The organism is Streptomyces camelliae (assembly GCF_027625935.1).
Lineage (GTDB): Bacteria > Actinomycetota > Actinomycetes > Streptomycetales > Streptomycetaceae > Streptomyces > Streptomyces camelliae.
In genome coordinates, this window is sequence record NZ_CP115300.1 from 3712991 (window position 1) to 3735483 (window position 22493).

Sequence of the window (22493 nt, forward strand, 5' to 3'; positions counted from 1 at the left end):
TCGGGATGTCCGAGGCTAGATTCGCAATGAGTCATATTTTCATCTCCTTAGACCGGAGATGTACGGTCGTTGGCACCGTATCCGCCCAGAACGGCTACAAGGGGTCACGCAATGGCAGATTTCTCCCGCCTTCCCGGACCGAACGCGGACCTGTGGGACTGGCAGCTGCTGGCTGCCTGCCGCGGGGTGGACAGCTCGCTCTTCTTCCACCCGGAGGGCGAGCGCGGAGCGGCTCGGAGCGCTCGTGAGAACTCGGCCAAGGAGGTTTGTATGAGGTGCCCTGTCCGCGCGGAGTGCGCGGCGCACGCGCTGGCGGTGCGCGAGCCGTACGGCGTGTGGGGCGGCCTGACCGAGGACGAGCGCGAAGAGTTGATGGGACGGGCCCGCAACCGCCTGGTGTCGGCGTCGACCACCAGCGGGGACACCGCCCCGAGCCACTGAAGGAACGTTTCTGCATAGTCGCTCCCCCAGCGGGCACGCGTGCGCGTGCCCGGGACTCCTGCTGCGCGGGTGCCGCTACGCGCGCGTGGCCGGGCTCTGGTGGCCCTGTGGACGGCCGGCCGCCCGGGCCAGCTGCTCCAGCGTCGCCGCCACGGCCGGCACCTGGGCCAGGTCGGGCAGAGTGAGGGCGACGATCTCGCGCCGTACCGCCGGTTCCAGCCGTACCGTGCGCACCCCCCTCGGCCGTACCGACTCCACCGCGAGCTGCGGCAGTACGGCCACCCCGAGGCCCGCGCCGACCAGACCGACCACCGCCGGGTAGTCGTCCGTGGCGAAGTCGATGCGCGGGGTGAAGCCCGCCCCCTCGCACACCTCCACCAGCTGCCCCCGGCAGCGCGGGCAGCCCGCGATCCAGGGCTCGTGAGCCAGCTCGCCGATGGCGACGCTCTCCGCGCGCGCGAGGTGGTGACGCTCGGGCACGAGGGCCACCAGGCGGTCCATCAGCAGGGGCCGTACGACCAGGTCGTCCCAGTCCTCGGCGGCCGCCGCCCCGGCGTAGCGGAAGGCCAGGGCCAGGTCGCAGTCGCCCTCGCGCAGCAGCTCGACGGACTTCGGGGGCTCGGCCTCCTCCAGGGAGACACGGGTGCCGGGGTGGGCGGCGCGCAGGGCGGCCAGGGCGGTGGGGACCAGGGTGGAGCTGCCGCTGGGGAACGACACCAGCCGGACCCGGCCGGCGCGCAGGCCCGCGATGGCGGCGACCTCCTCCTCGGCGGCGGTGAGCCCGGCGAGGATGCCGGAGGCGTGCCGGACCAGGGCCTCACCCGCCTGGGTCAGGCGCATCTCGCGGCCGGAGCGGACCAGCAGCGGGGTGCCGACCGAGGTCTCCAGGGCCTTCATCTGCTGGCTGACGGCGGGCTGGGTGCAGCCCAGTTCGCGCCCCGCCGCCGAGAAGGAGCCGGTGGCGGCGACGGCGCGCAGGACACGGAGATGGCGGGCCTCGATCACCCTTCGAGCATAAGCCCCGCTTAGGGGTCGCGGCGGATAATCGCTCGACGCTTTGAGACCGGTCGCATACCGTTCGTCCATGAAGGTTCTCTCGGTCAATCTGGGCCGCCCGCAGCCGGTGTCGTACACGGACCAGGCGGAGGGTGTGACGGGCATCGACAAGAAGCCGGTCGACGGACCGGTGCGGGTGACGGCGCCCGGCCCCAAGGGGACCGGGGCCGGCGGGCTCGCCGGGGACGCGGTGTGCGACCTGCGTCATCACGGCGGGGACGACCAGGCGGTGTACGCCTACGCGCGCGAGGACCTGGACGACTGGGAGCGCGAGCTCGGCAGATCGTTGGCCAATGGTTCCTTCGGGGAGAACCTGACGACGCAGGGGCTGGACGTCTCCGGGGCGCTGATCGGCGAGCGCTGGCGAGTGGGTGCCGAGCTGGTCCTGGAGGTGACCGCGGGCCGGATTCCGTGCCGTACGTTCCAGGGCCATCTGGGCGAGCGCGGCTGGGTCAAGAGGTTCACCCGGAAGGCCGCCACGGGTGCCTACCTCCGGGTGATCGAACCGGGTGAGATCCGCTCCGGAGATCCGGTGGAGATCGTGCACCGGCCGGAGCACGGGGTGACGGCGGCGATGCAGTTCCGTGCGGTCACCACCGAGCGGGAACTGCTGCCGCGGGTGCTCGTGGCGGGCGCGGCGCTGCATCCGGAGACGCTGGAGCAGGCGCTCAAGTACGTGGCGGCGCAGCGGGGCTGAGCGGCCGTCAGCGGGGCGCCCGCGCGGGGCCCGCGGGAGCGGACGCTGTCGGTCCGGGTCACTACCCTTGGGTCATGACAACGGCTCTGATTACGGGATCGACCGCGGGGATCGGCGCCGCGTTCGCGCGGCGGCTGGCGGCGGACGGGCATGACCTCGTCCTGGTGGCGCGGGACACCGGACGGCTGCGCGAGCAGGCGACCGAACTGCACGACCGGCACGGCATCGAGGTGGAGGTGCTGACCGCCGACCTGTCCGAGGACAAGGGCATCGAGGCGGTGGCCGACCGCCTCGCCGACCGGAAGAACCCGGTGGACCTGCTGGTCAACAACGCCGGTTTCGGCAACAAGGGCCGCTACCTGGACGTGGCCATGGCCGACGAGTTGCGGATGCTCAAGGTGCACTGCGAGGCGGTGCTCCGGCTGACGTCGGCGGCGGCCGAGGCGATGCGCGAGCGGCGCCGGGGCGGGATCGTCAACGTCGCCTCCGTGGCCGCCTTCGTGCCGCGCGGCACCTACGGCGCCTCCAAGGCGTGGGTCGTGCAGTTCACCCAGGGCGCGGCCAAGGACCTGGCCGGCAGCGGGGTGCGGCTGATGGCGCTGTGCCCCGGCTTCGTGCGCACCGAGTTCCACCAGCGGGCCGGGATGGGCACGGACAACATCCCGGGCTGGATGTGGCTGGACGCCGACAAGCTGGTCGCGGCGGCCCTGGCCGATCTGGCGCGCGGGAAATCGTTGTCGATCCCCGACCCGCGCTACAAGGCGCTGATGGGGCTGGTGAAGGTCGCCCCGCGCGGGCTGCTGGGCGGGGTCACCTCCAGGACCGGCCGCAAGTACGGGCCGCAGTAGCCCCGCCGGAAAAGCGGGTGACGCCGTCGCTCCGGTGTGGAAACGGGGCGAAAATGGGCGTGACGGAAGAACCGGGCCAGGGGGGCCGGGAGGCGGCGTCATGACCTTCGTACAGCTCATCGAGTGCAGGACGAGCCGGCTGGACGAGATGAACCGGCTCATGGACGACTGGGTCGCCGGGACCAAGGGGAAACGGACGGCGACGCACGCGCTGGTCGGCAAGGACCGCTCGGACGCGGCGCACATCGTGGAAGTGGTGGAGTTCCCGTCGTACGAGGAGGCGATGCGGAACTCGAACCTCCCGGAGACCGACAAGATCTTCCAAGGGATGGTCGCCCTGTGCGACGAGATGCCGACGTTCATCGATCTGGACGTCGTGCGGGACGAGCGGCTGGCCGAGGACACCGTACGGCGGTTCTTCGCGGCGCTGGAGACCCGGGGCGAACTGCCGCCGCTCAACGACCTGCTGGACGAGGACATCCACAGCCATGATCCGGTCAATCCGCAGGACACCATCGGGCTGGACAACGCGCGCAGCGAGTTCCGGATGTGGCGCGGCGGCTTCGACTTCGCGTTCCGGGTCGACGACGTGCTCGCCCAGGGCGACCGGGCCTGTGTGCGGTGGACCTGGAACGCCACGCACAAGGGCGAGTTCCTGGGGATCCCGGCCACCGGCAGGGACGTCGTCATGACCGGGATGACACTGTTCCGGTTCGCGGACAACGGCAAGATCGCCGAGATGTGGTGGCAGCACGACCAGCTCGGACTGATGCAGCAGCTGGGCGCGCTGGACGAGTTGGAGCAGTAGCCGGATCTTCCGGTGGCGGACAGGGTGAAGGCCCGGCTCCCCTCGTGGGGTGCCGGGCCTTCGGCGGGAACGCTCAGGAGCGCTGGGCTCAGTGGGCGTGGCCGTGGCTGTGGCCGTGGCCCGCGGCCTCCGGCTCCTCTTCCTTCTTCTCGACAACCAGGGTCTCGGTCGTGAGCAGCAGGGAGGCGATGGAGGCGGCGTTCTCCAGGGCGGAGCGGGTGACCTTCACCGGGTCGATGACGCCGGCCTTGACCAGGTCGCCGTACTCGCCGGTGGCGGCGTTGTAGCCGTTGCCCTTCTCCAGCTCGGCGACCTTGGAGACGATGACGTAGCCCTCCAGGCCGGCGTTCTCGGCGATCCAGCGCAGCGGCTCGACGGCGGCGCGGCGGACGACCGCGACACCCGTGGCCTCGTCGCCGGTCTTGCCGAGGTTGCCGTCCAGGACCTTCACCGCGTGGACGAGAGCCGAGCCACCACCGGAGACGATGCCCTCCTCGACCGCGGCGCGGGTCGCGGAGATGGCGTCCTCCAGACGGTGCTTCTTCTCCTTCAGCTCCACCTCGGTGGCGGCGCCGACCTTGATCACGCACACGCCGCCGGCCAGCTTCGCGAGGCGCTCCTGGAGCTTCTCGCGGTCCCAGTCGGAGTCGGTGTTCTCGATCTCGGCCTTGATCTGGGCGACGCGGCCGTGGACGTCCTCGGACTTGCCGGCGCCGTCGACGATCGTGGTGTCGTCCTTGGTGACCGTCACGCGGCGGGCGGAGCCCAGCACGTCCAGGCCGACCTGGTCGAGCTTGAGGCCGACCTCCTCGGAGATGACCGTGGCGCCGGTGAGGATCGCCATGTCCTGGAGCATCGCCTTGCGGCGGTCACCGAAGCCCGGGGCCTTGACCGCGACCGCGTTGAAGGTGCCGCGGATCTTGTTGACGACCAGGGTCGACAGGGCCTCGCCCTCGACGTCCTCGGCGATGATCAGCAGCGGCTTGGAGGCACCGGCCTGGATGACCTTCTCCAGCAGCGGCAGCAGGTCCTGGATGGAGGCGATCTTGCCCTGGTTGATGAGGATGTACGGGTCCTCCAGGACGGCCTCCATGCGCTCCTGGTCCGTCACGAAGTACGGCGACAGGTAGCCCTTGTCGAAGGCCATGCCCTCGGTGAAGTCCAGCTCCAGACCGAAGGTGTTGGACTCCTCGACGGTGATGACACCGTCCTTGCCGACCTTGTCCATCGCCTCGGCGATCAGCTCGCCGACCTGCTGGTCCTGGGCGGACAGCGCGGCGACGGCGGCGATGTCGGACTTCTCGTCGATCGGGCGGGCCGTGGCGAGCAGCTCGTCGGAGACGGCCTTGACGGCGGCGTCGATGCCCTTCTTCAGGGCGGCCGGGGAGGCACCCGCGGCGACGTTCTTCAGGCCCTCGCGCACCAGCGCCTGAGCAAGCACGGTGGCGGTGGTGGTGCCGTCACCCGCGATGTCGTTGGTCTTGGTCGCCACCTCCTTCACCAGCTGCGCGCCGAGGTTCTCGTACGGGTCCTCGATCTCGACCTCGCGGGCGATCGTGACACCGTCGTTGGTGATGGTCGGGGCGCCGAACTTCTTGTCGATGACGACGTTGCGGCCCTTGGGGCCGATCGTCACCTTCACCGTGTCGGCCAGCTTGTTGACGCCGCGCTCAAGGGCGCGACGGGCGTCCTCGTCGAACTTCAGGATCTTCGCCATGACAGCGGGAGCCCTCTCGAAATCTGTGGGTGAAAAAACGCTGCGCCCCGGGCGCCCGGCTTCTTATCGGTCGCGGGGGCCAGGGGCGCAGCTCGAAGCAGAGGTTTGCTTCGAGGTGATTACTTCTCGATGATCGCGAGCACGTCGCGAGCCGAGAGGACGAGGTACTCCTCGCCGTTGTACTTCACCTCGGTGCCGCCGTACTTGCTGTAGAGGACGACGTCGCCGACCTTGACGTCGAGCGGAAGGCGCTCGCCGTTCTCGAACCGGCCCGGGCCCACGGCGAGGACGGCGCCCTCCTGGGGCTTCTCCTTCGCGGTGTCCGGGATGACCAGGCCAGAGGCCGTGGTCTGCTCGGCGTCCAGCGGCTGGACCACGATGCGGTCCTCAAGCGGCTTGATGGCAACCTTGGAGCTGGCGGTCGTCACGATCCGACCTCCCCCTTCGGAGATCTCACGGGGTTAACTGTCTGAGGTGGCGACCAGGTGGATCCGTCGTCGCGGGTGCCGGACCTGCCCGTCGCTTTTTTGGCACTCTCACGCGTCGAGTGCCAGAGCCGAGACTATGACCGGGATTAGCACTCGGTCAAGCGGAGTGCCAATGCCCGCGGCGCGTCGGCCGGGAGACGGTCCCGGATCGCCTACAGGTAGTCCTCCAGCCGCCCCACCGTCAGCCCCCGCTGCTGGGCCCGGCGCAGGACCCTGATCGTGCGGTCCCGCAAGGTCCGGCCCGTCGTCTCGTCCGGACCGACCAGGACGATGTCGCCGGGGCGCAGGCGGTGTTCGCCGCGAGCGTAGGCCAGGCCGTCCGGGGTCGCCGCGACGCGCCACAGGACGAGCGCGGAGATGCCGCAGTCGGCCGCCGCACGCAGGGTCGTGGTGTCGTACGTGCCGTAGGGCGGGCGGAAGAGGCGGGGGCGCAGGCCCAGGCGGGATCTGAGGCGGTCCTGCTGGCCGCAGATCTCGGCGCGCTGCCCCGCGTACGGCAGTCCGGCGAGCACGCGGTGGTCCAGGGTGTGGTTCTGGATGCCGGCGCCCAGCTCGCGCAGGCGGGCGAAGTGGTCGTAGCGGGGGCCGGCCACGCTGTCGGTGAGGAACATGCTGACCGGCAGCCGCAGTTCGCGGACCATGTCGACGAAGCGGGGGTCCTTGTCGGCGCCGTCGTCGTAGGTGAGGAAGACGACCGGGTCGCGGGTGGGGACGTGGTCCATGACGCGGGGCAGGGAGCGGCCCGCGCTGTGCGGGGAGAGGGCGAGGGCGCGGGCATCGGGCCGAGGCGGGCGGGCGAGGGGCTCGGTCAGGCCCCAGCGGCGGTAGCCCTGGTCCGGGGAGGGGCCGTGCGGGGCGTGCGGGCGGACCTGCTCGGCGGCTTTGCGGCCGAGGCGTTCGATCGGGTCGACGGACTGGGCGCAGCCCGCGAGGAGGAGGGCCGGGAGGAGGAGAGCCGGGAGGAGGAGGGCCGAGGTGAGGTGCGTGAGGTGCGCGGTCAGGCTCCGGCGCGGGCGCCGCCCGGCACCCGCCCGCCGTCCGCGCCCCGGCCACGGGCTCCTCCCGCGCCTCACAGGTAGTCCTCCAGGCGGGCCACGGCGTAGCCCTCGCGCGTGACCTTGTTCAGGAAGCGGCGCATGTCGTCGATCATCGTGCCGTCCCATTCGGAGCGGCCGCGGAAGTGGGTCAGGACGATGTCGCCCCGGCGCATCTTCTGGTCGTCCTCGCGATACTCCCAGTGGTCGACGAACACCTCCTCGTTCCAGATCGGCGCGTACTTGATGCCGCAGGCCTTGGCGGCGCGCAGGCTGTCCTGGTTGTAGTTGCCGTACGGGAAGCGCATGACGGTGGGCGCCTTGCCGAACTGCTTCCGCATGATCTTCTGCATGCCGCAGATCTCGTCCTTCTGCTCCTCGTAGGACAGACCCGGCAGGTAGGGGTGGTGCAGGGTGTGGTTGTTGAGGGTGTGGCCCTCGGCCTGCATCGTCCGGAAGTAGCCGTAGTCGTCCTTCACCAGGTAGTCGCTGAGGAAGGCGGTGTACGGGATCTTCAGGTCCTGCATCATCCGCAGGAAGTCCGGGTCCTTCTCCGAGCCGTCGTCGATCGTGAGGAAGACGATCTTCTGCTTGGTGGGGATCGTGGTGAAGACCGGAGGCAGGTCCCAGTCCTCCTGGTGGGCCACCTCGAAGCCGGCCCGGGCGGTGATCTCCGGTTTCACCTTGGGCGGCGGCGGAGGCGTGAGCGGTACCCGGTCCAGCCCCCAGCGTCTGGCGGCGGCGACCAGGCGGGCGTGTTCCGCGGCCTGGCGGGCGTGTTCCGCGGCCCGGCGGTCCTGGGGGCCCAGCACCTGCACGGGGCCGCCCTGGCCCGGTGCGGGGCGGGTCTCGGCGGGGCCGGCGCAGGCGGAGAGAAGGGCCGCGGAGGCCAGGACCGCGACCCCGCAGCCGAGGGCCGGACGACCCGGAACAGACCGGTTTTTATCCTTTTGTACGACGGCTCGCATGATGCCGGATCCTCCCAGGGCCCGGCCCGGATCCCCGGCCGACACCGCCGCCGGAGGCACACCGTCCACCGACTGGCCCACAATGAGCCGGTGAACGACCTCGCTCTGCTGCTCACCCCCGAAGGCCGTGCCCTCCTCGACGAGGTCCAGGGCACCGCACCGGCGGACGAACTCACCGTCGCCACCCGGCTGCGCCGCGACCACCCGGCCGAGCTGGTGTCGGCCGCGCTCGGCCAGGCCCGGCTGCGGCAGCGGGCGGCGGCGAAGTTCGGGGCGGCGGACGCCCGGCGGATGTACTTCACACCGAACGGGGTCGAGCAGTCGACACGGAGCAGCGTGGCGGCGTACCGCGCCGAACGGTTCAAGGCCCTCGGCGTGGCCTCGGTCGCCGACCTGTGCTGCGGGATCGGCGGGGACGCGATCGCGCTGGCCCGCGCCGGGATCCGGGTGCTCGCCGTGGACCGGGACCCGGTGACGGCGGCCGTGGCCCGCGCGAACGCCGACGCGCTGGGGCTCGGCGAGCTGATCGAGGTGCGCGAGGCCGATGTCACGGAGGTGGACACGGCCGGGTACGACGCCGTCTTCGTGGACCCGGCGAGGAGAGGGGGCCGGGGCCGGATCTTCGACCCGGAGGCCTACTCGCCGCCCCTGTCCTGGGCGGTCGGCGCGGCCCGTACGGCTCCCCGCGCCGCCCTGAAGATCGCCCCGGGCATCCCGCACGAGACGGTCCCCGCCGAGGCCGAGGCCGAGTGGATCTCCGACGGCGGCGATGTGAAGGAGGCCGTGCTGTGGTTCGGGACCGGCGCGCCGGGCGCCGTACGGGCCACGCTGCTGCCCGGCCCGCGCACGCTGCTCGGCCGGGGGCTGCCGGACCCGGCGGTGCGCCCGGTGGGACGGTATCTGTACGAGCCGGACGGCGCGGTGATCCGGGCGCACCTGGTCGCGGAGGTGGCCGACGAGCTGGACGGCGGGCTGATCGACCCCACCATCGCCTACGTCACCGCCGACGAACCGCGCCCGACCGCCTACGCCTCCGCCTACGAGATCACCGACCACCTCCCCTTCAACGTCAAGAAGCTGAAGGCCCTGCTGCGGGAGCGCGAGGTCGGCACGCTGACCGTGAAGAAGCGCGGGTCGGCGGTCGAGCCGGAGGAACTGCGCAAGAAGGTGAAGCCCCAGGGGCCCAACGCGGCGACCGTGTTCCTCACCCGGGCCGCCGGGGCGCCCACCATGCTGATCGGCCACCCGTTGGAGTGATCCGCACGGTCTCTCGCGGAGCCGGAACCCGTCGTCGGCCCACCATGCCGCCGTGACCTGGAGCGTGCGGCGAAGGAACCGGCGGCGGCTGGTCCGCGACATCCTGCTCCTGTCTTCAGCGGTCGTCTGCTTCGCGCTGGGCGGCGGGATGCCGGCCTTCGGCGGGAAGGAGGACTCGGACCACATGTCCACCGTGGCCGGCTTCTTCACCGACATCGTCAGCCTCTTCCTCGCCCTGGCCGACTTCTTCCGCGCGCCATGTACGGCTGCAGGAAACACCGGCCGGGCAACCGCTGTACGAGGACGGGGAGCGGCCCGCCGTGGCGAGCCGCGCGGTGCGGCGCAGGATCGTCCTCACGGCAGGCGTGGTGGCGACGGCCACGACCACGGTCTCCGGCTCCAGCGGCTCGGACCGTACGCCTGTGGAGAACCGACCGCCGGCTGCCCTGAACGGTCACTCCCGCGCCCGGCGCAGCAGCAGCTCCCGTTCCTTCTCGTTGCGGGCCAGGGCCGCCGCGCGGGCGAACTCCTCGCGGGCCTCCGTCGTACGCCCGAGGCGGGTCAGCAGATCGCCGCGGACGCTGGGGAGCAGGTGGTAGTCGCGCAGGGCGGGCTCGTCGGTCAGGGCGTCGACCAGTTTCAGTCCCTCGGCCGGGCCGTCGGCCATCGCCACGGCGACCGCGCGGTTCAGCTCGACCACCGGGGACGGGGCACGGGCCGCCAGCAGGCCGTACAGGGTGGCGATGGTGCGCCAGTCGGTGTCCTCGTAGCGGTACGCGTGCGCGTGGCACGCGGCGATGGCCGCCTGGAGGGCGTACGGGCCGGGCGCGCCCAGGGCGGTGGCGCGGTCGAGCGCGCGGATGCCACGGGCGATGAGCAGCCGGTTCCAGCGGCGGCGGTTCTGGTGCTCCAGGAGGACCGGTTCGCCGTCCGGGCCCGTGCGGGCGGCCGTGCGGGACGCCTGGAACTCCAGCAGCGCGGTCAGGCCGTGCACCTCCGGTTCCTTGGGCATCAGGGCGGACAGGACGCGGGCCAGGCGCAGCGCGTCCTCGCACAGGCCGGGGCGCAGCAGATCGTCGCCGGCGGTCGCGGCGTACCCCTCGTTGAAGATCAGGTAGATGACGTCCAGCACGGAGCCCAGGCGGGCCTCGCGGTCGGGCCCGTACGGCACCTCGAAGGCGACGTTCTTCGTGGCGAGGGTCCGCTTGGCCCGGACGACGCGCTGGGCGATCGTCGGCTCCGGGACCAGGTAGGCGCGGGCGATCTCGGCCGTGCTCAGGCCGCCGAGGAGGCGCAGGGTGAGCGCGGTGCGGGCCTGCGGGGTCAGCACCGGATGGCAGGTGGTGAAGACGAGCCGGAGCAGGTCGTCGTCGATGTCGTCCGGGTCGGCCGGCTCCTCGGGCGGGGCCGTGGTCTCCAGGTCCCGGCCGATCTCGGCGAGCTTGCGGGCGTAGGTCTCGCGGCGCCGGATCAGGTCGACGGCACGGTGCCGGGCGGTGGCCATGAGCCAGGCGCCGGGGTTGTCGGGCACGCCGTCGCGGGACCACTGCTCCAGGGCGGCGACCAGCGCGTCCTGGGTCAGTTCCTCGGCGATGCCGACGTCCCGGACGATCCGTGCGACACCGGCGACGACGCGGGGCGACTCCAGGCGGAAGACGGTCTCGATGGTGTGTGCCGCGGTGGGCTCTGGCGCGGTGGGGTGTGCCGCGGTGGGCTGTGGTTCCACAGCCCACCATGCAACACCCCTTGACGCCGGGGGGCCAGCGAACACTCAGGCCTCGGCGATCTCCCGGACCTCACAGCTCACGGTCCAGTAGTCCTCGTGCACCTGGAGGAACCGCTTGGCCCACTCCAGGGCCTCGGCCTTGTCCTTGCACTGCATGATCGCGTAGCCGCCGATGACCTCCCTGGACTCGGTGAACGGCCCGTCGGTGACGGAGAGCTTGCCGCCCTGCCAGTGCACGGTGGTGGCCTGCGTGGACGGCGTCAGCCCGGCGGTGTCGAGCATCACGCCGGCCTTGGTGACCTCCTCGATCAGCTCGCCCATCCGCCGCATCAGCTCCTCGCTGGGACCCCCGGCGGGTGCGGTGGACTCGTCGATGTGCACGATCGACATGTAGCGCGGCATGGTGACTCCTTCGGTCGGGCGGCCGGGCCTTCCCCCGCCGCTCACCCATGCGTCGAACAGGAACCGCCTCGATCGACACGCACCCGGAACTTTTTTCTGGACCTTTTTTGAGCTTCTTCGGCAGAGCTTCTTCGGCTGGGCTTCTTCGGCTGGGCTCCTTCAGCGCAGCGACGCCCACAGCCTGCTCGCCGCCGGTTCCTGCGCGATCACCCGGTTGGGATCGGAGGGGGCGGTGACGACCGGCATCATCACCGTCGTCACCCGGTCGGCCGTCAGCCCCTTCAGGCTCTGGCCGAGCCGCGTCAGCTCGCTCAGCGAGTCCAGGCCGGTGTCGGTGGTGAGGCTCGCGGTGACCGTGTCGGCGACCCGGTACAGCTTGGCCGGGTCGGTGAGGAGACTGGTGCCCGCCATCTGCTCCAGCAGGGCCTTCACCAGCTTCTGCTGGAGCCCTATGCGGCCGAGGTCGCTGCCGTCGCCTATGCCGTGCCGGGTGCGGGCGAAGGCGAGAGCCGTCCTGCCGTCGAGGTGGTGGGTGCCTGCGGGCAGGTCCAGGTGGCTGTCGTCGTCGTGGATGTCCTGGCCGGTGGTGACCGTGACCCCGCCGAGCGCGTCCACCAGCTTGGCGAAGCCGGAGAAGTCGACCTCCAGGTAGTGGTCCATGCGGACGCCGGTGATCGACTCGACCGTCTTCACGGCGCACACCGGCCCGCCGATCTCGTAGGCGGTGTTGAACATCGCGCCGTACGCCACCGCCGTGGACCTGCCGGAGGACAGCGGGCAGGACGGGCGGGTGACGAGGGTGTCGCGCGGGATGCTGACCACGGTGGCCTTCGTACGGCCCGCGTCGATGTGCACGACCATCGCCGTGTCCGAGCGGGCGCCGGAGCTGTCGCCGCCGCCCAGCTCCTGGTTGGCCTTGCCGCTGCGCGAGTCCGAGCCGAGGACCAGGATGTTCAGGGAACCGGACGGCAGCGGGGAGGCCGAGGCCGACGGGGTGATCATCGTCTTGGCGGGGCGGTCGTCGCCGAGGGCGCTGTCGATGTCGACGCTTTTGATGTTGTGGTTCAGATGCCAGTACGCCCAGCCGCCGGCGGCCGCGCCCAGCACCAGGACCCCCGCCAGGGTGAGGCCGACGATCTTCAGCGCTCTCGATCGCCGGCCCACTTGTCTGCCCGCGTCGCCGTGCTCCTCGCGTAGCTCCTCGTGTCGCGTCACAGCAGGAACGTAAGTCCGAATTATTAGGGGACTGTTAGCGGAAGCCGTGCGAGTCGGTTTTCTTGGGCAATTCTCATCCCAGCGTCACCGTGGGTACCGGATTGCTGCCGCTCCAGGACCCGTTGAAACCGAACGTCACCGAACCGCCGTCCGGCACCGACCCGTTGTACGAGGCGTTGGCACACGACACCGCCGTGCCCGACTGGGTGCAGGTGGCGTTCCAGGCCTGGGTGATCCGCTGGCCCGCCCCGAAGGTCCAGTTCGCCTTCCAGGACGACAGCGAGGCCCCGGAGCAGGAGATCGTGACCTGGCCGGTGAACCCGGTGTTCCACTGACTGCTCACGCTGTACGCGGCGGTGCAGGCGCCGGTCGGTGGCGGCGTACCCCCGCCGCTGTCACTGCCGCCGAGCGCCGTCGCGATGCCGTAATACGCCGGTTTCGGCTGGTAGTTCTCGTCGTACGGGGTTGCCGCCCCGTACCCCGGGAAGGTGCCCGGCACCCAGGAGTCGGCGTCGGTGAAGCCCCACACGGTGACGTTGACGCACCGGGTCACGGCGGCGCACGCGGCCACGACCGAGTTGAAGTCGGCCTTCTGCTGGGCGAGCTTGGTGCTGTCGGCGGGCAGCTGCATGCGTACGTCCAGCTCGGTGATCGCCACGTCCACGCCGAGGTCGGCGAAACGCTGGATGTTCTGCTGGAGCGTCGACGGCACCTGGCCGAGGATCAGATGGGCCTGGAGTCCGACGCCGTCGATCGGGACGCCCTGTGCCTTCAGGGACTTGACCAGGTTGTACAGGGCGTCGGACTTCGCGTTCACGCCCTCGACGTTGTAGTCGTTGATGTACAGCTTGGCGTCCGGGTCGGCCGCGTGTGCCCAGGTCAGGGCGTTGGCTATATAGCCGGAGCCGAGGTTGTCGTACCAGAGGTCGGAGCGGTAGGTGCCGTCGTCGTTGAACGGCTCGTTGACCACGTCCCAGGCGGCGATCTCGCCCTTGTAGCGGCTCACCTCGGTGGTGATGTGGTTCTGCAGGAGGCTGCCGAGCTGGGCGGGGGTCCAGCTGCCGTTCGTCAGCCAGCTCGGGTTCTGGTTGTGCCAGACCAGGGTGTGGCCGCGCACCTTCTGGTTGTGGGCCTGGGCGAAGGCCACGATCTGGTCGGCCTCGGTCCAGTTGAAGCTGCCCCGGGTGGGCTCGACGGTCCCCCACTTCATGGCGTTGCCGGGGGTCAGCGAGCTGAACTGACCGCCGGCGAGGTCGCCGTAGGTGCCGGTGAGCTTGGAGCCGGTGACGGCTGTGCCGATGAGCTTGCCCTTCGCCGCCGCCAGGTCGCGCAGCGGGGTGTCGGCAGCATGCGCGGCGGGCGCCGTCAGCAGGAGCGCGGCACCGGTCACGAGGGAAGCGAGAGGTAAGCCGATTCTCAGAGATCTCACTGCGGGTGCCTCCGAAAGTTTCGGTTGGTTTACCGACTGGCTTCGGAGGAGTGTGGGGGCGCCCGTCCCACCCGTCAATACGTCAACTTCCGGCCAGCCACGTCACTCCGTCGCCGGCGCCGCCGTACTCGACCGCACCACCAAACTCGTTGCCAGCTCCACCCGGGTCGCCGCCCGCTCCTCCTGCTCGCGCGCCAGCTCCAGCACCAGCCGGGCGGCCGCCTCGGCCATCTCGGTCAGCGGCTGCCGTACGGTCGTCAGCGGCGGGCCCACCCAGCGGGCCACCGGCAGATCGTCGAAGCCGACCACGCTGAGGTCCTCCGGAATGCGCAGGCCCAGCTCGCGGGCGGCCTCGTACAGGCCGAGCGCCTGCAGGTCGTTGCCCGCGAAGACGGCGGTGGGCCGGTCGGGGCGGCCGAGCAGCTCCAGGCCCAGCCGGTAGCCGGCGTCGTGGTGGAAGTCGCCGCCGACGATCAGCGAGGGGTCGACGGGCAGGCCGGCCGTCTCCAGCGCGGCCCGGTAGCCGTCGACCCGGGCGCGGCTGCACATCATCCGGGACGGGCCGCTGATCGCGCCGATCCGGGTGTGGCCGAGCTCGACCAGGTGGCGGGTGGCGGCGAGCCCGCCCTGCCAGTTGGTGGCGCCGATCGAGGGCACGTCCGGGCCCGGGTCGCCGGCCGGGTCCATCACCACGAACGGGATGGACCGGCTGGTCAGCAGCGCCCGCTGGGACTCGTCCAGCCCGGACAGCACCAGCACCACCCCGTGCGGGCGGCGCGCGGCGACCTGGTCGGCCCAGGTCCGGCCCGGGGTGAGCCGCCCGGCCGACTCCGACAGCACGACGCTCAGCCCGGCGTCCCGGGCCACGTTCTCCACCCCCCGGATGACCTCCATCGCCCACGCGCTCTCCAGCTCGTGGAAGACCAGGTCGATCAGCGGGGAGCGGGACGCCTCGGCGCGCCGGCGCCGGTAGCCGTAGGCGCGCAGCAGCTCCTCGACGCGGGTGCGGGTCGCCGGGGCGACGTCGGCGCGGCCGTTGAGGACCTTCGAAACAGTCGGAGCGGACACCCCGGCCTCACGGGCGATTTCGGCGAGGGTCGCCGTCTGGGTTTCTGTGGGCTTCGAAGGTTTCATGCCCGGGATCGTATCCCCGCCGGACCTCTTGACGAAGGCCCGTGCGCGCCATAGGTTCCCGGAACATTCGGAATAGTCTACGAAACATTCGCGCACGAGTTCAGCTGAGCCAGCCGAGTCAGACGGGAGTCCCATGACCATCGCTCCTTGGCGCGACCCCGCCCTGCCCGCCGACGCCCGCGTGGCCGACCTGCTCTCCCGGATGACCCTGGAGGAGAAGGCCGCCCAGCTGTACGGCGTCTGGGTGGGCGCCGCCACGGACGGCGACGGGGTCGCGCCCCTGCAGCGCGAGATGACCGCCGAGTACGACTGGGACGAGCTGATCACGCGCGGCCTCGGCCAGCTGACCCGCTCCTTCGGCACCGCCCCGGTGGACCCGGCGCTGGGCGCGCAGGCACTGGCCCGCGCCCAGCGCCGTATCACCGCCGCCGGCCGCTTCGGCATCCCCGCCGTCGCGCACGAGGAGTGCCTGGCCGGGTTCACGGCCTGGCGCGCGACGGCCTACCCGGTGCCGCTCGCCTGGGGCGCCGCCTTCGACCCGGCCCTGGTTGAGGAGATGGGCCGGCGCATCGGCCACGATCTGCGCGCCTGTGGCGTCCACCAGGGCCTGGCCCCCGTCCTGGACGTCGTCCGCGACCCGCGCTGGGGACGGGTCGAGGAGACGATCGGCGAGGACCCGTACCTGGTCGGCACCATCGGCACGGCCTACGTACGCGGCCTGGAGTCGGCCGGGGTCGTCGCCACGCTCAAGCACTTCGCCGGGTACGCGTCCTCGGCCGGCGCCCGGAACCTGGCCCCGGTCCGGGCGGGCGTACGGGAGTTCGCGGACATCACCCTGCCGCCGTTCGAGATGGCGCTGCGCGAGGGCGGGGCGCGCTCGGTGATGGCGGCCTACACCGAGACCGACGGGGTGCCGGTCTCGGCCGACCCGGGCCTGCTCACCGATCTCCTCCGCGACGCCTGGGGGTTCACCGGCACGGTGGTCGCCGACTACTTCGGCGTCGGCTTCCTGGAGACCCAGCACCGGGTCGCGGCGGACGAGGCGGAGGCGGCGCACCGGGCGCTGACCGCCGGCATCGACGTCGAGCTGCCCACCCTGAAGTGCTACGGCACCCCGCTCGTGACCGCCGTACGCGAGGGCCGTGTCCCTCAGGCGCTGGTGGACCGCGCGGCCCGCCGTGTCCTGCTCCAGAAGTGTGAACTGGGTCTGCTGGACGAGGACTGGCGGCCGGAGCCGGAGGGCCCGGTCGACCTGGACTCGGCGCAGAACCGGGCGCTCGCCCGCCGGCTGGCCGAGGAGTCGGTGGTCCTGCTGGACAACCCGGACGGCCTGCTGCCGCTGGCCCCCGACACCCGGATCGCGGTGGTCGGCCCCCGCGCGGCGGACGCGCTGGCGATGCTCGGCTGCTACTCCTTCCCCTCCCACGTCCTCACCCACCACCCCGAGACCCCGCTCGGCATCGAGATCCCGACCCTGCTGGAGTCCCTGCGGGCCGAACTCCCGGACGCCAAGGTGACGTTCACCGAGGGCTGCGGGGTCTCCGACCCGGACACCGCCGGCTTCGCGGAGGCGGTGGCGCGGACGGCGGAGGCGGACGTGTGCGTGGCCGTGCTCGGCGACCGGGCGGGCCTGTTCGGGCGGGGCACGTCGGGTGAGGGCTGCGATGCGGAGGACCTCCGGCTCCCCGGCGTACAGGCCGAGTTGCTGGACCGGCTGGTGGCGACGGGCGTCCCGGTGGTGCTCGTGCTGCTGACCGGCCGGCCGTACGCGCTCGGCCGCTGGCACGGCCGGCTGGGCGCAGTCGTGCAGGCCTTCTTCCCCGGCGAGGAGGGCGGCCCGGCGGTGGCGGGGGTGCTGTCCGGCCGGGTGAACCCCTCCGGCCGGCTCCCGGTGAGCGTGCCCCGGGTGCCCGGCGGCCAGCCCTGGACCTACCTCCAGCCGCCGCTGGGCCTGGCCGGCGAGGTCAGCAGCCTGGACCCGACCCCGCTGTACCCCTTCGGGCACGGCGGCTCGTACACGGCGTTCACCTGGGCGGACGTCCACGCCCCCGAGGCCGGGATCCCCACGGACGGCTCGTACGACCTCTCCGTCACCGTCCGCAACACCGGGGACCGGGCGGGCGCCGAGGTCGTTCAGCTGTATCTGCACGACCCGGTGGCGAGCGTGACCCGGCCCGACGTACGGCTGATCGGCTACCAGCGGGTGGAGCTGGCCCCGGGCGCCTCCCGCCGCCTGACCTTCCGCTTCCACGCCGACCTGTCGTCCTTCACGGACCGCACGGGGGCACGGGTGGTGGAGCCCGGGGACCTGGAACTGCGGCTGGCCGCGTCGAGCACGGACGTACGGCACACGGCCCGGATCAGGCTGACCGGACCGGTCCGGGCGGTGGGGACGGATCGGCGGCTGCGCTGCGAGGTCTTCGAACACCTGGATTGATCCCCCAGCGCGAACACTGGCAAAAAGCAAGCCCTGTGCGGCGCGTGTTCAGGATGTGTTCAGGTTGCTCCTGGGAGGGTCGGGCGCTACCTGACCCCCCACAGGAGCACCCTTGACGACGCCTTCGACGACGAAATCCGTGACGACATCCGTCATGAAGAAGCTGCCCGAGGTCACGCTCGCCTTCTGGATCATGAAGATCGCGGCGACGACCCTCGGTGAGACCGCGGGCGACCTGTTCTCCCAGACCCTCAAGCTCGGTTACTTCCTCACCACGATCGCCCTGTTCCTGGTGTTCGTGGTGACGCTGGTGATCCAGCTCCGTGCCAAGCGCTACAACCCGTTCTTCTACTGGACCGTGATCCTGTCGACCTCGATGGCCGGCACCACCATGTCCGACTTCATGAACCGGGACGCGAGCGCCCAGTACCTCGCACCCGGCGCCACGTCACTCGGCTGGGGCCCGCAGGGCCTGGGCCTCGGCTATCCGGAGGGCGCCGCGATCCTCGTCTCGATCCTGCTGCTGATCTTCCTCGTCTGGAAGCTGAGCGGGATGACCTTCCAGATCACCGAGATCGTCACCTTCCGGGGCGAGGCCCTGTTCTGGTCGGCGATCCTGGTCTCCAACACCCTCGGCACCTCGATGGGCGACTTCCTGTCCGACAGCTCGGGCCTCGGCTACCTGGGCGGCGCGTCCCTGGTGACCGGCCTCCTGCTCGTCCTGGTCGCCCTGATGCGGGTCCCGGCCGTGCCGAACGTCCTGCTCTTCTGGATCGCCTTCGTGCTGACCCGCCCGCTGGGCGCCACGGCCGGCGACCTCCTGACCAAGCCCGTCGCCAAGGGCGGGCTGAACCTGGGTACGGCCGGCTCCTCGGCGGTGCTGCTCGCGGTGCTGTTCGGCCTGATGGCGTACGCGCAGCTGAAGGAACGACGAGCCGCCGCCCCCGAGTTCGCGGTCGCGGAGGAGGCCCGGCCGCAGCGGGCCGGGCACCGGTAACGCGAAACCCCGCCCCGGAGAACCGGGGCGGGGTTTCTTCTGGAGCGCCGGGCAGGCCTTGCACCTGCATCTCCCCGCAGGAAGCGGGACGTCTTTCCTTGGACCACCAACGCACTGCGTCCGAAGCCGTTTTCCGTTGTCCGGGTCCCGGCCGTTCGCTGTGTGATGATCATAGCGCAGTCCGGCCGGACACCTCAACTTCAGCCCTCGGCCACCGTCTCGAACCGCCAGCGGTGCACCGCCCGGGTCACCAACTCCGGGTCCGGCTCGGGCAGTTCGGGGAGCTCGGCGTCGTACGGGGCGTCCCACCACGTGATGACCAGGACCCGGTCCTGCGGCGCCCGGAAGGTCTCGCGGCGCAACGGGGCGTCGGCCAGCGGCTGTTCGCGGACCCAGGTGAGCAGTTCCTCGCCCCGGCCCGCCGTCGCGCGGGCCTCCCACATCAGCGCCACGGTCATGAGGAGAGGTTCTCCCCGCTGATCTCGTGCACATGGTCGTGGTTGCCCGGGACATGGGTGTCCGTCACCGGCAGGGATGAGTCGGCCGACAGGTCCCAGCTGGAGGCGGACCGGTTCCGGGCGACCATCTCGGCGCCGAGGGCGGCCACCATCGCGCCGTTGTCCGTGCACAGCTTGGGGCGCGGGACGCGCAGTTCGATGCCCGCGGCCTCGCAGCGGTGCCGGGCCAGTTCCCGCAGCCGGGAGTTCGCGGCCACACCGCCGCCGATCATCAGGTGCTCGACACCCTCGTCCTTGCAGGCGCGCACCGCCTTGCGGGTCAGCACGTCCACGACGGCCTCCTGGAAGGAGGCGGCCACGTCCCGGACCGGGACCTCCTCGCCGGCCGCGCGCCTGGCCTCGATCCAGCGGGCCACGGCCGTCTTCAGGCCGGAGAAGGAGAAGTCGTAGGCAGGGTCGCGCGGGCCCGTCAGGCCGCGCGGGAAGGCGATCGCCTCCGGGTCGCCCTCGCGCGCGTACCGGTCGATGACCGGGCCGCCGGGGAAGCCCAGGTTCAGCACCCGGGCGATCTTGTCGAAGGCCTCGCCGGCCGCGTCGTCGATGGTCGCGCCCATCGGGCGGACGTCGGAGGTGATGTCCTCGGACAGCAGCAGCGAGGAGTGGCCGCCGGAGACCAGCAGGGCCATCGTCGGCTCGGGCAGCGGGCCGTGCTCCAGCTGGTCGACGCAGATGTGCGAGGCGAGGTGGTTGACGCCGTACAGCGGCTTGCCGAGGGCGTAGGCGTAAGCCTTGGCCGCCGAGACGCCGACCAGCAGGGCGCCCGCGAGACCGGGACCGGCGGTGACGGCGATGCCGTCGAGGTCCTTCGCGGAGACGCCCGCCTCCTTCAGGGCGCGGTCGATGGTGGGGACCATCGCCTCCAGGTGGGCGCGGGAGGCCACCTCGGGGACGACGCCGCCGAAGCGGGCGTGCTCGTCGACGCTGGAGGCGACGGCGTCCGCCAGCAGGGTGGTGCCGCGGACGATGCCGACGCCGGTCTCGTCACAGGACGTCTCGATGCCGAGGACGAGGGGTTCGTCAGCCATGGTCCTTCTCTTCGTTCGTCCGGTCTTCGGTTGTCCGGTCTTCGGTTGTCCGGTCTTCGGTTGTCCGGTCTTCGGTTGTCCGGTCGGTGGTCAGGCGCATCACCAGGGCGTCCACGTTGCCCGGCTGGTAGTAGCCGCGCCGGAAGCCGATGGGCTCGAAGCCGAAGCGCTCGTAGAGCTTCTGGGCGGCGATGTTGTCCACCCGGCACTCCAGCAGCACCTCATGACACTCGAACGCGGTCGCCACCCGCAGCAGCTCGGTCAGCAGCCGCCCGCCGAGCCCGGTGCCCTGGTGGGTGCGGGCGACGGCGATGGTCTGCACGTCGCCCTGGTCGCCGGAGGAGGCGAGACCCGCGTACCCGACGATCCGACCCTCCTCCTCCGCGACCAGATAGCGGCGGTTCGCCTCGGCGCCCCGGGCATGGGCCAGCTCGGACCAGAACATGCCCCGGGACCAGGCGTCCTCGGGGAACAGGTCCTTCTCCAGCTCCAGGACCTGGTCGATGTCCCACCAGCGCATCTCGCGCAGTCGCACGGTCACTTCGGGGTGACCACCTTGTAGTTCTTGGGGACCTGGGCGTCCGGCCGGCGCAGATACAGCGGCCGCGGTTCCGCCAGCTCCTCACCGGCCGCCAGCTTCTCCGCGGCCAGCGAGGCGAGGGCGGCGGCGGAGACGTGCTCGGGCTCATGGGCGCTCGGGAACGTGTCCGGGTAGAGCAGCGCGCCCGCACCGACCGCGGGCAGGCCCGCGACCCGCTCGGCGATGTCGGCCGGCCGGTCCACGGCCGGGCCGGTGAGCCGGGTGCGGGAGTCGGCGTACGTCGCCCAGTAGACCTCCTTGCGCCGGGCGTCGGTCGCCACGACGAAGGGGCCCTTCTCGATGTCGGCGGCGTAGGCGAGGCCGTCCAGCGTGCACACGCCGTGCACCGGGACGCCGAGCGCCAGGCCGAAGGTGTCGGCGGTCATCAGGCCGACGCGCAGACCGGTGTACGGGCCGGGCCCGATGCCGACCACGATCCCGGTGACGGCGTCCAGCGTGAACCCGGCCTCGGCGAGAACCCGGTCGACGGCCGGCAGCAGCAGCTCTCCGTGCCGGCGCGCGTCCACCTGGCTCGACGAGGCGATGACGTCCGTGCCGTCGTGCAGCGCGACGGTGACGGCGGGTGTTGCGGTATCCAGAGCGAGCAAGAGCACGCGAACAGCCTACGGCGCGATGGGGCCTGTGTCGGAAATCCCGGCGTCCGCCCGAAGGGCGGGCCGCGCGCCCGCCGCGCAGCGGCCGATGTCGCCGTCGGTGCGTGCGATCGCAAGGCGCCGGAGCGCCTTCGTGGCGGAGCCACGTGGGCGGTTCGGCAACGCCGCGAGCGTGCGTGCCGGGCGTCGCGCGGCTGGGGGCACCTCCCGGCCGAAGGCTGGGGGAGGGATTTCCGACACAGGCCCCAACCCCCGGGCAGCGCCGTCCGGGGCGTACGGTCACCGGCTGCTACGGTCTGTAGTACGAAGTACGACATATGGCGCAAATTCGCGAATCAGAGGTGGCGCACGTGGCAGGGACCAGCTCGGTGATCGTGGCCGGCCTGACCGCGGCGGCCGTCGGCGCCGTCGGCTTCCTCACCTACCAGGCCCGGGGCACCGAACCGGCGGGCCCGAGCGGCCGGCCCGGCCCGAGCGCGTCCCCCTCGGCCACCGCGAGCAAGGCACCCCGGGACCGCCGTCACCCCACGGCCCTGCCGAGCGGCTCCGGCACGGGTGAACGGGTCGTGTACTCGCTGGACGACGACCGGGTCTGGCTGGTCGGCCAGACGGGCGAGGTGGAGCGCACCTTCAAGGTCGAGCCGGGCACTCTCGACCCGCCGCCCGGCTCGTACTGGGTCACCTCCCGCTCCAACGCGACCACCGGCACGGACGGCACGCCGATCGAGCATGTCGTGCGGTTCACCGCCGTTGACGGGCTGGCGATCGGGTTCAGCGCGGCGATCGCCGCGCAGGCTTCGGCCGATCCCAAGCTGCGGACCGGGGGGATCCGGGAGAAACGGGACGACGGGCTCGCCATGTGGAACTTCGCGACGAGAGGCGTGCGGGTGGTCGTGATCCGCTAGGCGGCTTTGCGCTCCACGGGGTGCCGCGCGGGGTCGTCCGGCGGCTGCGGGTCCGTTGTGGCCGGGCGCGCGCACACGGCGGCAGCCGCATGTTCAGCGCTGCCTCGCGCCCCTTTCGTCGCCCCTTCGGGGCATTCGAGATCCCTCGGTGGTCTGGAGATCGCGTCCGCAGCCGCGCACGATGCCAGCAGGGCGTG

General features: G+C 71.6%; 23 protein-coding genes. 8 read left to right on the plus strand and 15 right to left on the minus strand.

The features are described from left to right. The first annotated feature begins 111 nt into the window (after positions 1 to 111). Positions 112 to 441 (plus strand): WhiB family transcriptional regulator, encoded by a 330-nt coding sequence (locus O1G22_RS16710; protein ID WP_270082097.1) that lies wholly within the window; start codon positions 112 to 114, stop codon positions 439 to 441. 75 nt (positions 442 to 516) lie between these two features. Here the strand turns inward: O1G22_RS16710 and O1G22_RS16715 are convergent, their stop codons facing one another. Then, positions 517 to 1446 carry a LysR family transcriptional regulator gene (locus tag O1G22_RS16715; protein WP_270082098.1) on the minus strand — a complete coding sequence of 310 codons (930 nt, stop codon included), beginning with the start codon at positions 1444 to 1446 and terminating at the stop codon, positions 517 to 519. A gap of 79 nt (positions 1447 to 1525) precedes the next feature. Here O1G22_RS16715 and O1G22_RS16720 point away from each other — a divergent pair, with 79 nt between their 5' ends. The 3 genes from O1G22_RS16720 (at position 1526) to O1G22_RS16730 (ending at position 3850) form a co-directional block, all read left to right on the plus strand. Continuing rightward, positions 1526 to 2194, plus strand: a complete 669-nt coding sequence (locus O1G22_RS16720; RefSeq protein WP_270082099.1) for an MOSC domain-containing protein — start codon at positions 1526 to 1528, stop codon at positions 2192 to 2194. A gap of 74 nt (positions 2195 to 2268) precedes the next feature. Beyond that, positions 2269 to 3042, plus strand: a complete 774-nt coding sequence (locus tag O1G22_RS16725) for an SDR family NAD(P)-dependent oxidoreductase (RefSeq protein WP_270082100.1) — start codon at positions 2269 to 2271, stop codon at positions 3040 to 3042. 100 nt (positions 3043 to 3142) lie between these two features. Then, positions 3143 to 3850, plus strand: coding sequence for an ester cyclase (locus tag O1G22_RS16730; RefSeq protein ID WP_270082101.1), 708 nt, complete (start codon positions 3143 to 3145; stop codon positions 3848 to 3850). Positions 3851 to 3938: 88 nt separating this feature from the next. Here O1G22_RS16730 and groL read toward each other — a convergent pair whose 3' ends face one another. The 4 genes from groL to O1G22_RS16750 all read right to left on the minus strand — a co-directional run bounded on the left by groL (position 3939) and on the right by O1G22_RS16750 (position 8057). Next, complete coding sequence (gene groL, locus O1G22_RS16735; protein WP_225099744.1) at positions 3939 to 5567, minus strand: chaperonin GroEL; 1629 nt, start codon at positions 5565 to 5567, stop codon at positions 3939 to 3941. Positions 5568 to 5686: 119 nt separating this feature from the next. Next, the gene (gene groES / locus O1G22_RS16740; protein ID WP_039652762.1) at positions 5687 to 5995 is read right to left on the minus strand and encodes a co-chaperone GroES; all 309 of its coding nucleotides are present in this window, start codon (positions 5993 to 5995) and stop codon (positions 5687 to 5689) included. Between the two features lie 212 nt (positions 5996 to 6207). Next, complete coding sequence (locus tag O1G22_RS16745) at positions 6208 to 7056, minus strand: polysaccharide deacetylase family protein (RefSeq protein WP_270086439.1); 849 nt, start codon at positions 7054 to 7056, stop codon at positions 6208 to 6210. Positions 7057 to 7124: 68 nt separating this feature from the next. Further along, the gene (locus O1G22_RS16750) at positions 7125 to 8057 is read right to left on the minus strand and encodes a polysaccharide deacetylase family protein (RefSeq protein WP_270082102.1); all 933 of its coding nucleotides are present in this window, start codon (positions 8055 to 8057) and stop codon (positions 7125 to 7127) included. A 90-nt stretch (positions 8058 to 8147) separates the two neighbouring features. Here O1G22_RS16750 and O1G22_RS16755 point away from each other — a divergent pair, with 90 nt between their 5' ends. Then, a complete protein-coding gene (locus O1G22_RS16755) occupies positions 8148 to 9314 on the plus strand; it encodes a class I SAM-dependent methyltransferase (protein ID WP_270082103.1) in 1167 nt (388 codons plus the stop codon). 115 nt (positions 9315 to 9429) lie between these two features. Here the strand turns inward: O1G22_RS16755 and O1G22_RS16760 are convergent, their stop codons facing one another. The 6 genes from O1G22_RS16760 to O1G22_RS16785 form a co-directional block, all read right to left on the minus strand. Then, the gene (locus tag O1G22_RS16760) at positions 9430 to 9696 is read right to left on the minus strand and encodes a hypothetical protein (RefSeq protein WP_270082104.1); all 267 of its coding nucleotides are present in this window, start codon (positions 9694 to 9696) and stop codon (positions 9430 to 9432) included. Positions 9697 to 9768: 72 nt separating this feature from the next. After that, positions 9769 to 11040, minus strand: coding sequence for an RNA polymerase sigma factor (locus tag O1G22_RS16765; RefSeq protein WP_270082105.1), 1272 nt, complete (start codon positions 11038 to 11040; stop codon positions 9769 to 9771). Between the two features lie 45 nt (positions 11041 to 11085). Continuing rightward, positions 11086 to 11442 carry a YciI family protein gene (locus O1G22_RS16770; protein ID WP_270082106.1) on the minus strand — a complete coding sequence of 119 codons (357 nt, stop codon included), beginning with the start codon at positions 11440 to 11442 and terminating at the stop codon, positions 11086 to 11088. Between the two features lie 159 nt (positions 11443 to 11601). Beyond that, positions 11602 to 12657: an LCP family protein gene (locus tag O1G22_RS16775; RefSeq protein ID WP_487416678.1), complete on the minus strand. Its 1056-nt coding sequence runs from the start codon at positions 12655 to 12657 to the stop codon at positions 11602 to 11604. Positions 12658 to 12730: 73 nt separating this feature from the next. Then, positions 12731 to 14086, minus strand: a complete 1356-nt coding sequence (locus O1G22_RS16780) for an endo-1,4-beta-xylanase (protein WP_270082107.1) — start codon at positions 14084 to 14086, stop codon at positions 12731 to 12733. Positions 14087 to 14188: 102 nt separating this feature from the next. After that, entirely contained in the window at positions 14189 to 15220 is a 1032-nt protein-coding gene (locus tag O1G22_RS16785) for a LacI family DNA-binding transcriptional regulator (RefSeq protein ID WP_270082108.1), read from the minus strand. Between the two features lie 133 nt (positions 15221 to 15353). Between O1G22_RS16785 and O1G22_RS16790 the strand changes: the two genes are divergently transcribed. Both O1G22_RS16790 and O1G22_RS16795 read left to right on the plus strand, forming a co-directional pair. Continuing rightward, positions 15354 to 17657: a beta-xylosidase/alpha-l-arabinosidase gene (locus O1G22_RS16790; protein WP_270082109.1), complete on the plus strand. Its 2304-nt coding sequence runs from the start codon at positions 15354 to 15356 to the stop codon at positions 17655 to 17657. 139 nt (positions 17658 to 17796) lie between these two features. Next, positions 17797 to 18654 (plus strand): COG4705 family protein, encoded by an 858-nt coding sequence (locus O1G22_RS16795; protein WP_270082110.1) that lies wholly within the window; start codon positions 17797 to 17799, stop codon positions 18652 to 18654. Positions 18655 to 18854: 200 nt separating this feature from the next. Here the strand turns inward: O1G22_RS16795 and O1G22_RS16800 are convergent, their stop codons facing one another. Genes O1G22_RS16800 through tsaB form a run of 4 tightly spaced genes read right to left on the minus strand, consistent with a single transcriptional unit; the run spans position 18855 to position 21391 of the window. After that, entirely contained in the window at positions 18855 to 19112 is a 258-nt protein-coding gene (locus O1G22_RS16800; RefSeq protein WP_225099753.1) for a hypothetical protein, read from the minus strand. After that, the gene (tsaD, locus tag O1G22_RS16805; RefSeq protein ID WP_270082111.1) at positions 19109 to 20197 is read right to left on the minus strand and encodes a tRNA (adenosine(37)-N6)-threonylcarbamoyltransferase complex transferase subunit TsaD; all 1089 of its coding nucleotides are present in this window, start codon (positions 20195 to 20197) and stop codon (positions 19109 to 19111) included. The genes O1G22_RS16800 and tsaD overlap by 4 nt, the downstream gene beginning before the upstream one ends. Further along, complete coding sequence (gene rimI / locus O1G22_RS16810) at positions 20190 to 20717, minus strand: ribosomal protein S18-alanine N-acetyltransferase (RefSeq protein ID WP_270086441.1); 528 nt, start codon at positions 20715 to 20717, stop codon at positions 20190 to 20192. Before rimI ends, tsaD begins: the two co-directional genes overlap by 8 nt. A 17-nt stretch (positions 20718 to 20734) precedes the next feature. After that, positions 20735 to 21391: a tRNA (adenosine(37)-N6)-threonylcarbamoyltransferase complex dimerization subunit type 1 TsaB gene (gene tsaB, locus O1G22_RS16815; RefSeq protein ID WP_270082112.1), complete on the minus strand. Its 657-nt coding sequence runs from the start codon at positions 21389 to 21391 to the stop codon at positions 20735 to 20737. 350 nt (positions 21392 to 21741) lie between these two features. Here tsaB and O1G22_RS16820 point away from each other — a divergent pair, with 350 nt between their 5' ends. After that, a complete protein-coding gene (locus O1G22_RS16820; RefSeq protein ID WP_270082113.1) occupies positions 21742 to 22296 on the plus strand; it encodes a hypothetical protein in 555 nt (184 codons plus the stop codon). The last annotated feature ends 197 nt before the right edge of the window (positions 22297 to 22493 follow it).

Excerpts from the sequence above, each read along its gene's own strand:
- O1G22_RS16710 (WP_270082097.1), top strand. The coding sequence starts at position 112 with ATGGCAGATTTCTCCCGCCTTCCCGGACCGAACGCGGACCTGTGGGAC.
- O1G22_RS16730 (WP_270082101.1), top strand. The coding sequence starts at position 3,143 with ATGACCTTCGTACAGCTCATCGAGTGCAGGACGAGCCGGCTGGACGAG.
- O1G22_RS16770 (WP_270082106.1), bottom strand. The coding sequence starts at position 11,442 with ATGCCGCGCTACATGTCGATCGTGCACATCGACGAGTCCACCGCACCC.
- groL (WP_225099744.1), bottom strand. The coding sequence starts at position 5,567 with ATGGCGAAGATCCTGAAGTTCGACGAGGACGCCCGTCGCGCCCTTGAG.
- O1G22_RS16720 (WP_270082099.1), top strand. The coding sequence starts at position 1,526 with ATGAAGGTTCTCTCGGTCAATCTGGGCCGCCCGCAGCCGGTGTCGTAC.
- rimI (WP_270086441.1), bottom strand. The coding sequence starts at position 20,717 with ATGCGCTGGTGGGACATCGACCAGGTCCTGGAGCTGGAGAAGGACCTG.
- tsaD (WP_270082111.1), bottom strand. The coding sequence starts at position 20,197 with ATGGCTGACGAACCCCTCGTCCTCGGCATCGAGACGTCCTGTGACGAG.
- O1G22_RS16750 (WP_270082102.1), bottom strand. The coding sequence starts at position 8,057 with ATGCGAGCCGTCGTACAAAAGGATAAAAACCGGTCTGTTCCGGGTCGT.
- O1G22_RS16800 (WP_225099753.1), bottom strand. The coding sequence starts at position 19,112 with ATGACCGTGGCGCTGATGTGGGAGGCCCGCGCGACGGCGGGCCGGGGC.
- O1G22_RS16785 (WP_270082108.1), bottom strand. The coding sequence starts at position 15,220 with ATGAAACCTTCGAAGCCCACAGAAACCCAGACGGCGACCCTCGCCGAA.
- O1G22_RS16790 (WP_270082109.1), top strand. The coding sequence starts at position 15,354 with ATGACCATCGCTCCTTGGCGCGACCCCGCCCTGCCCGCCGACGCCCGC.
- O1G22_RS16725 (WP_270082100.1), top strand. The coding sequence starts at position 2,269 with ATGACAACGGCTCTGATTACGGGATCGACCGCGGGGATCGGCGCCGCG.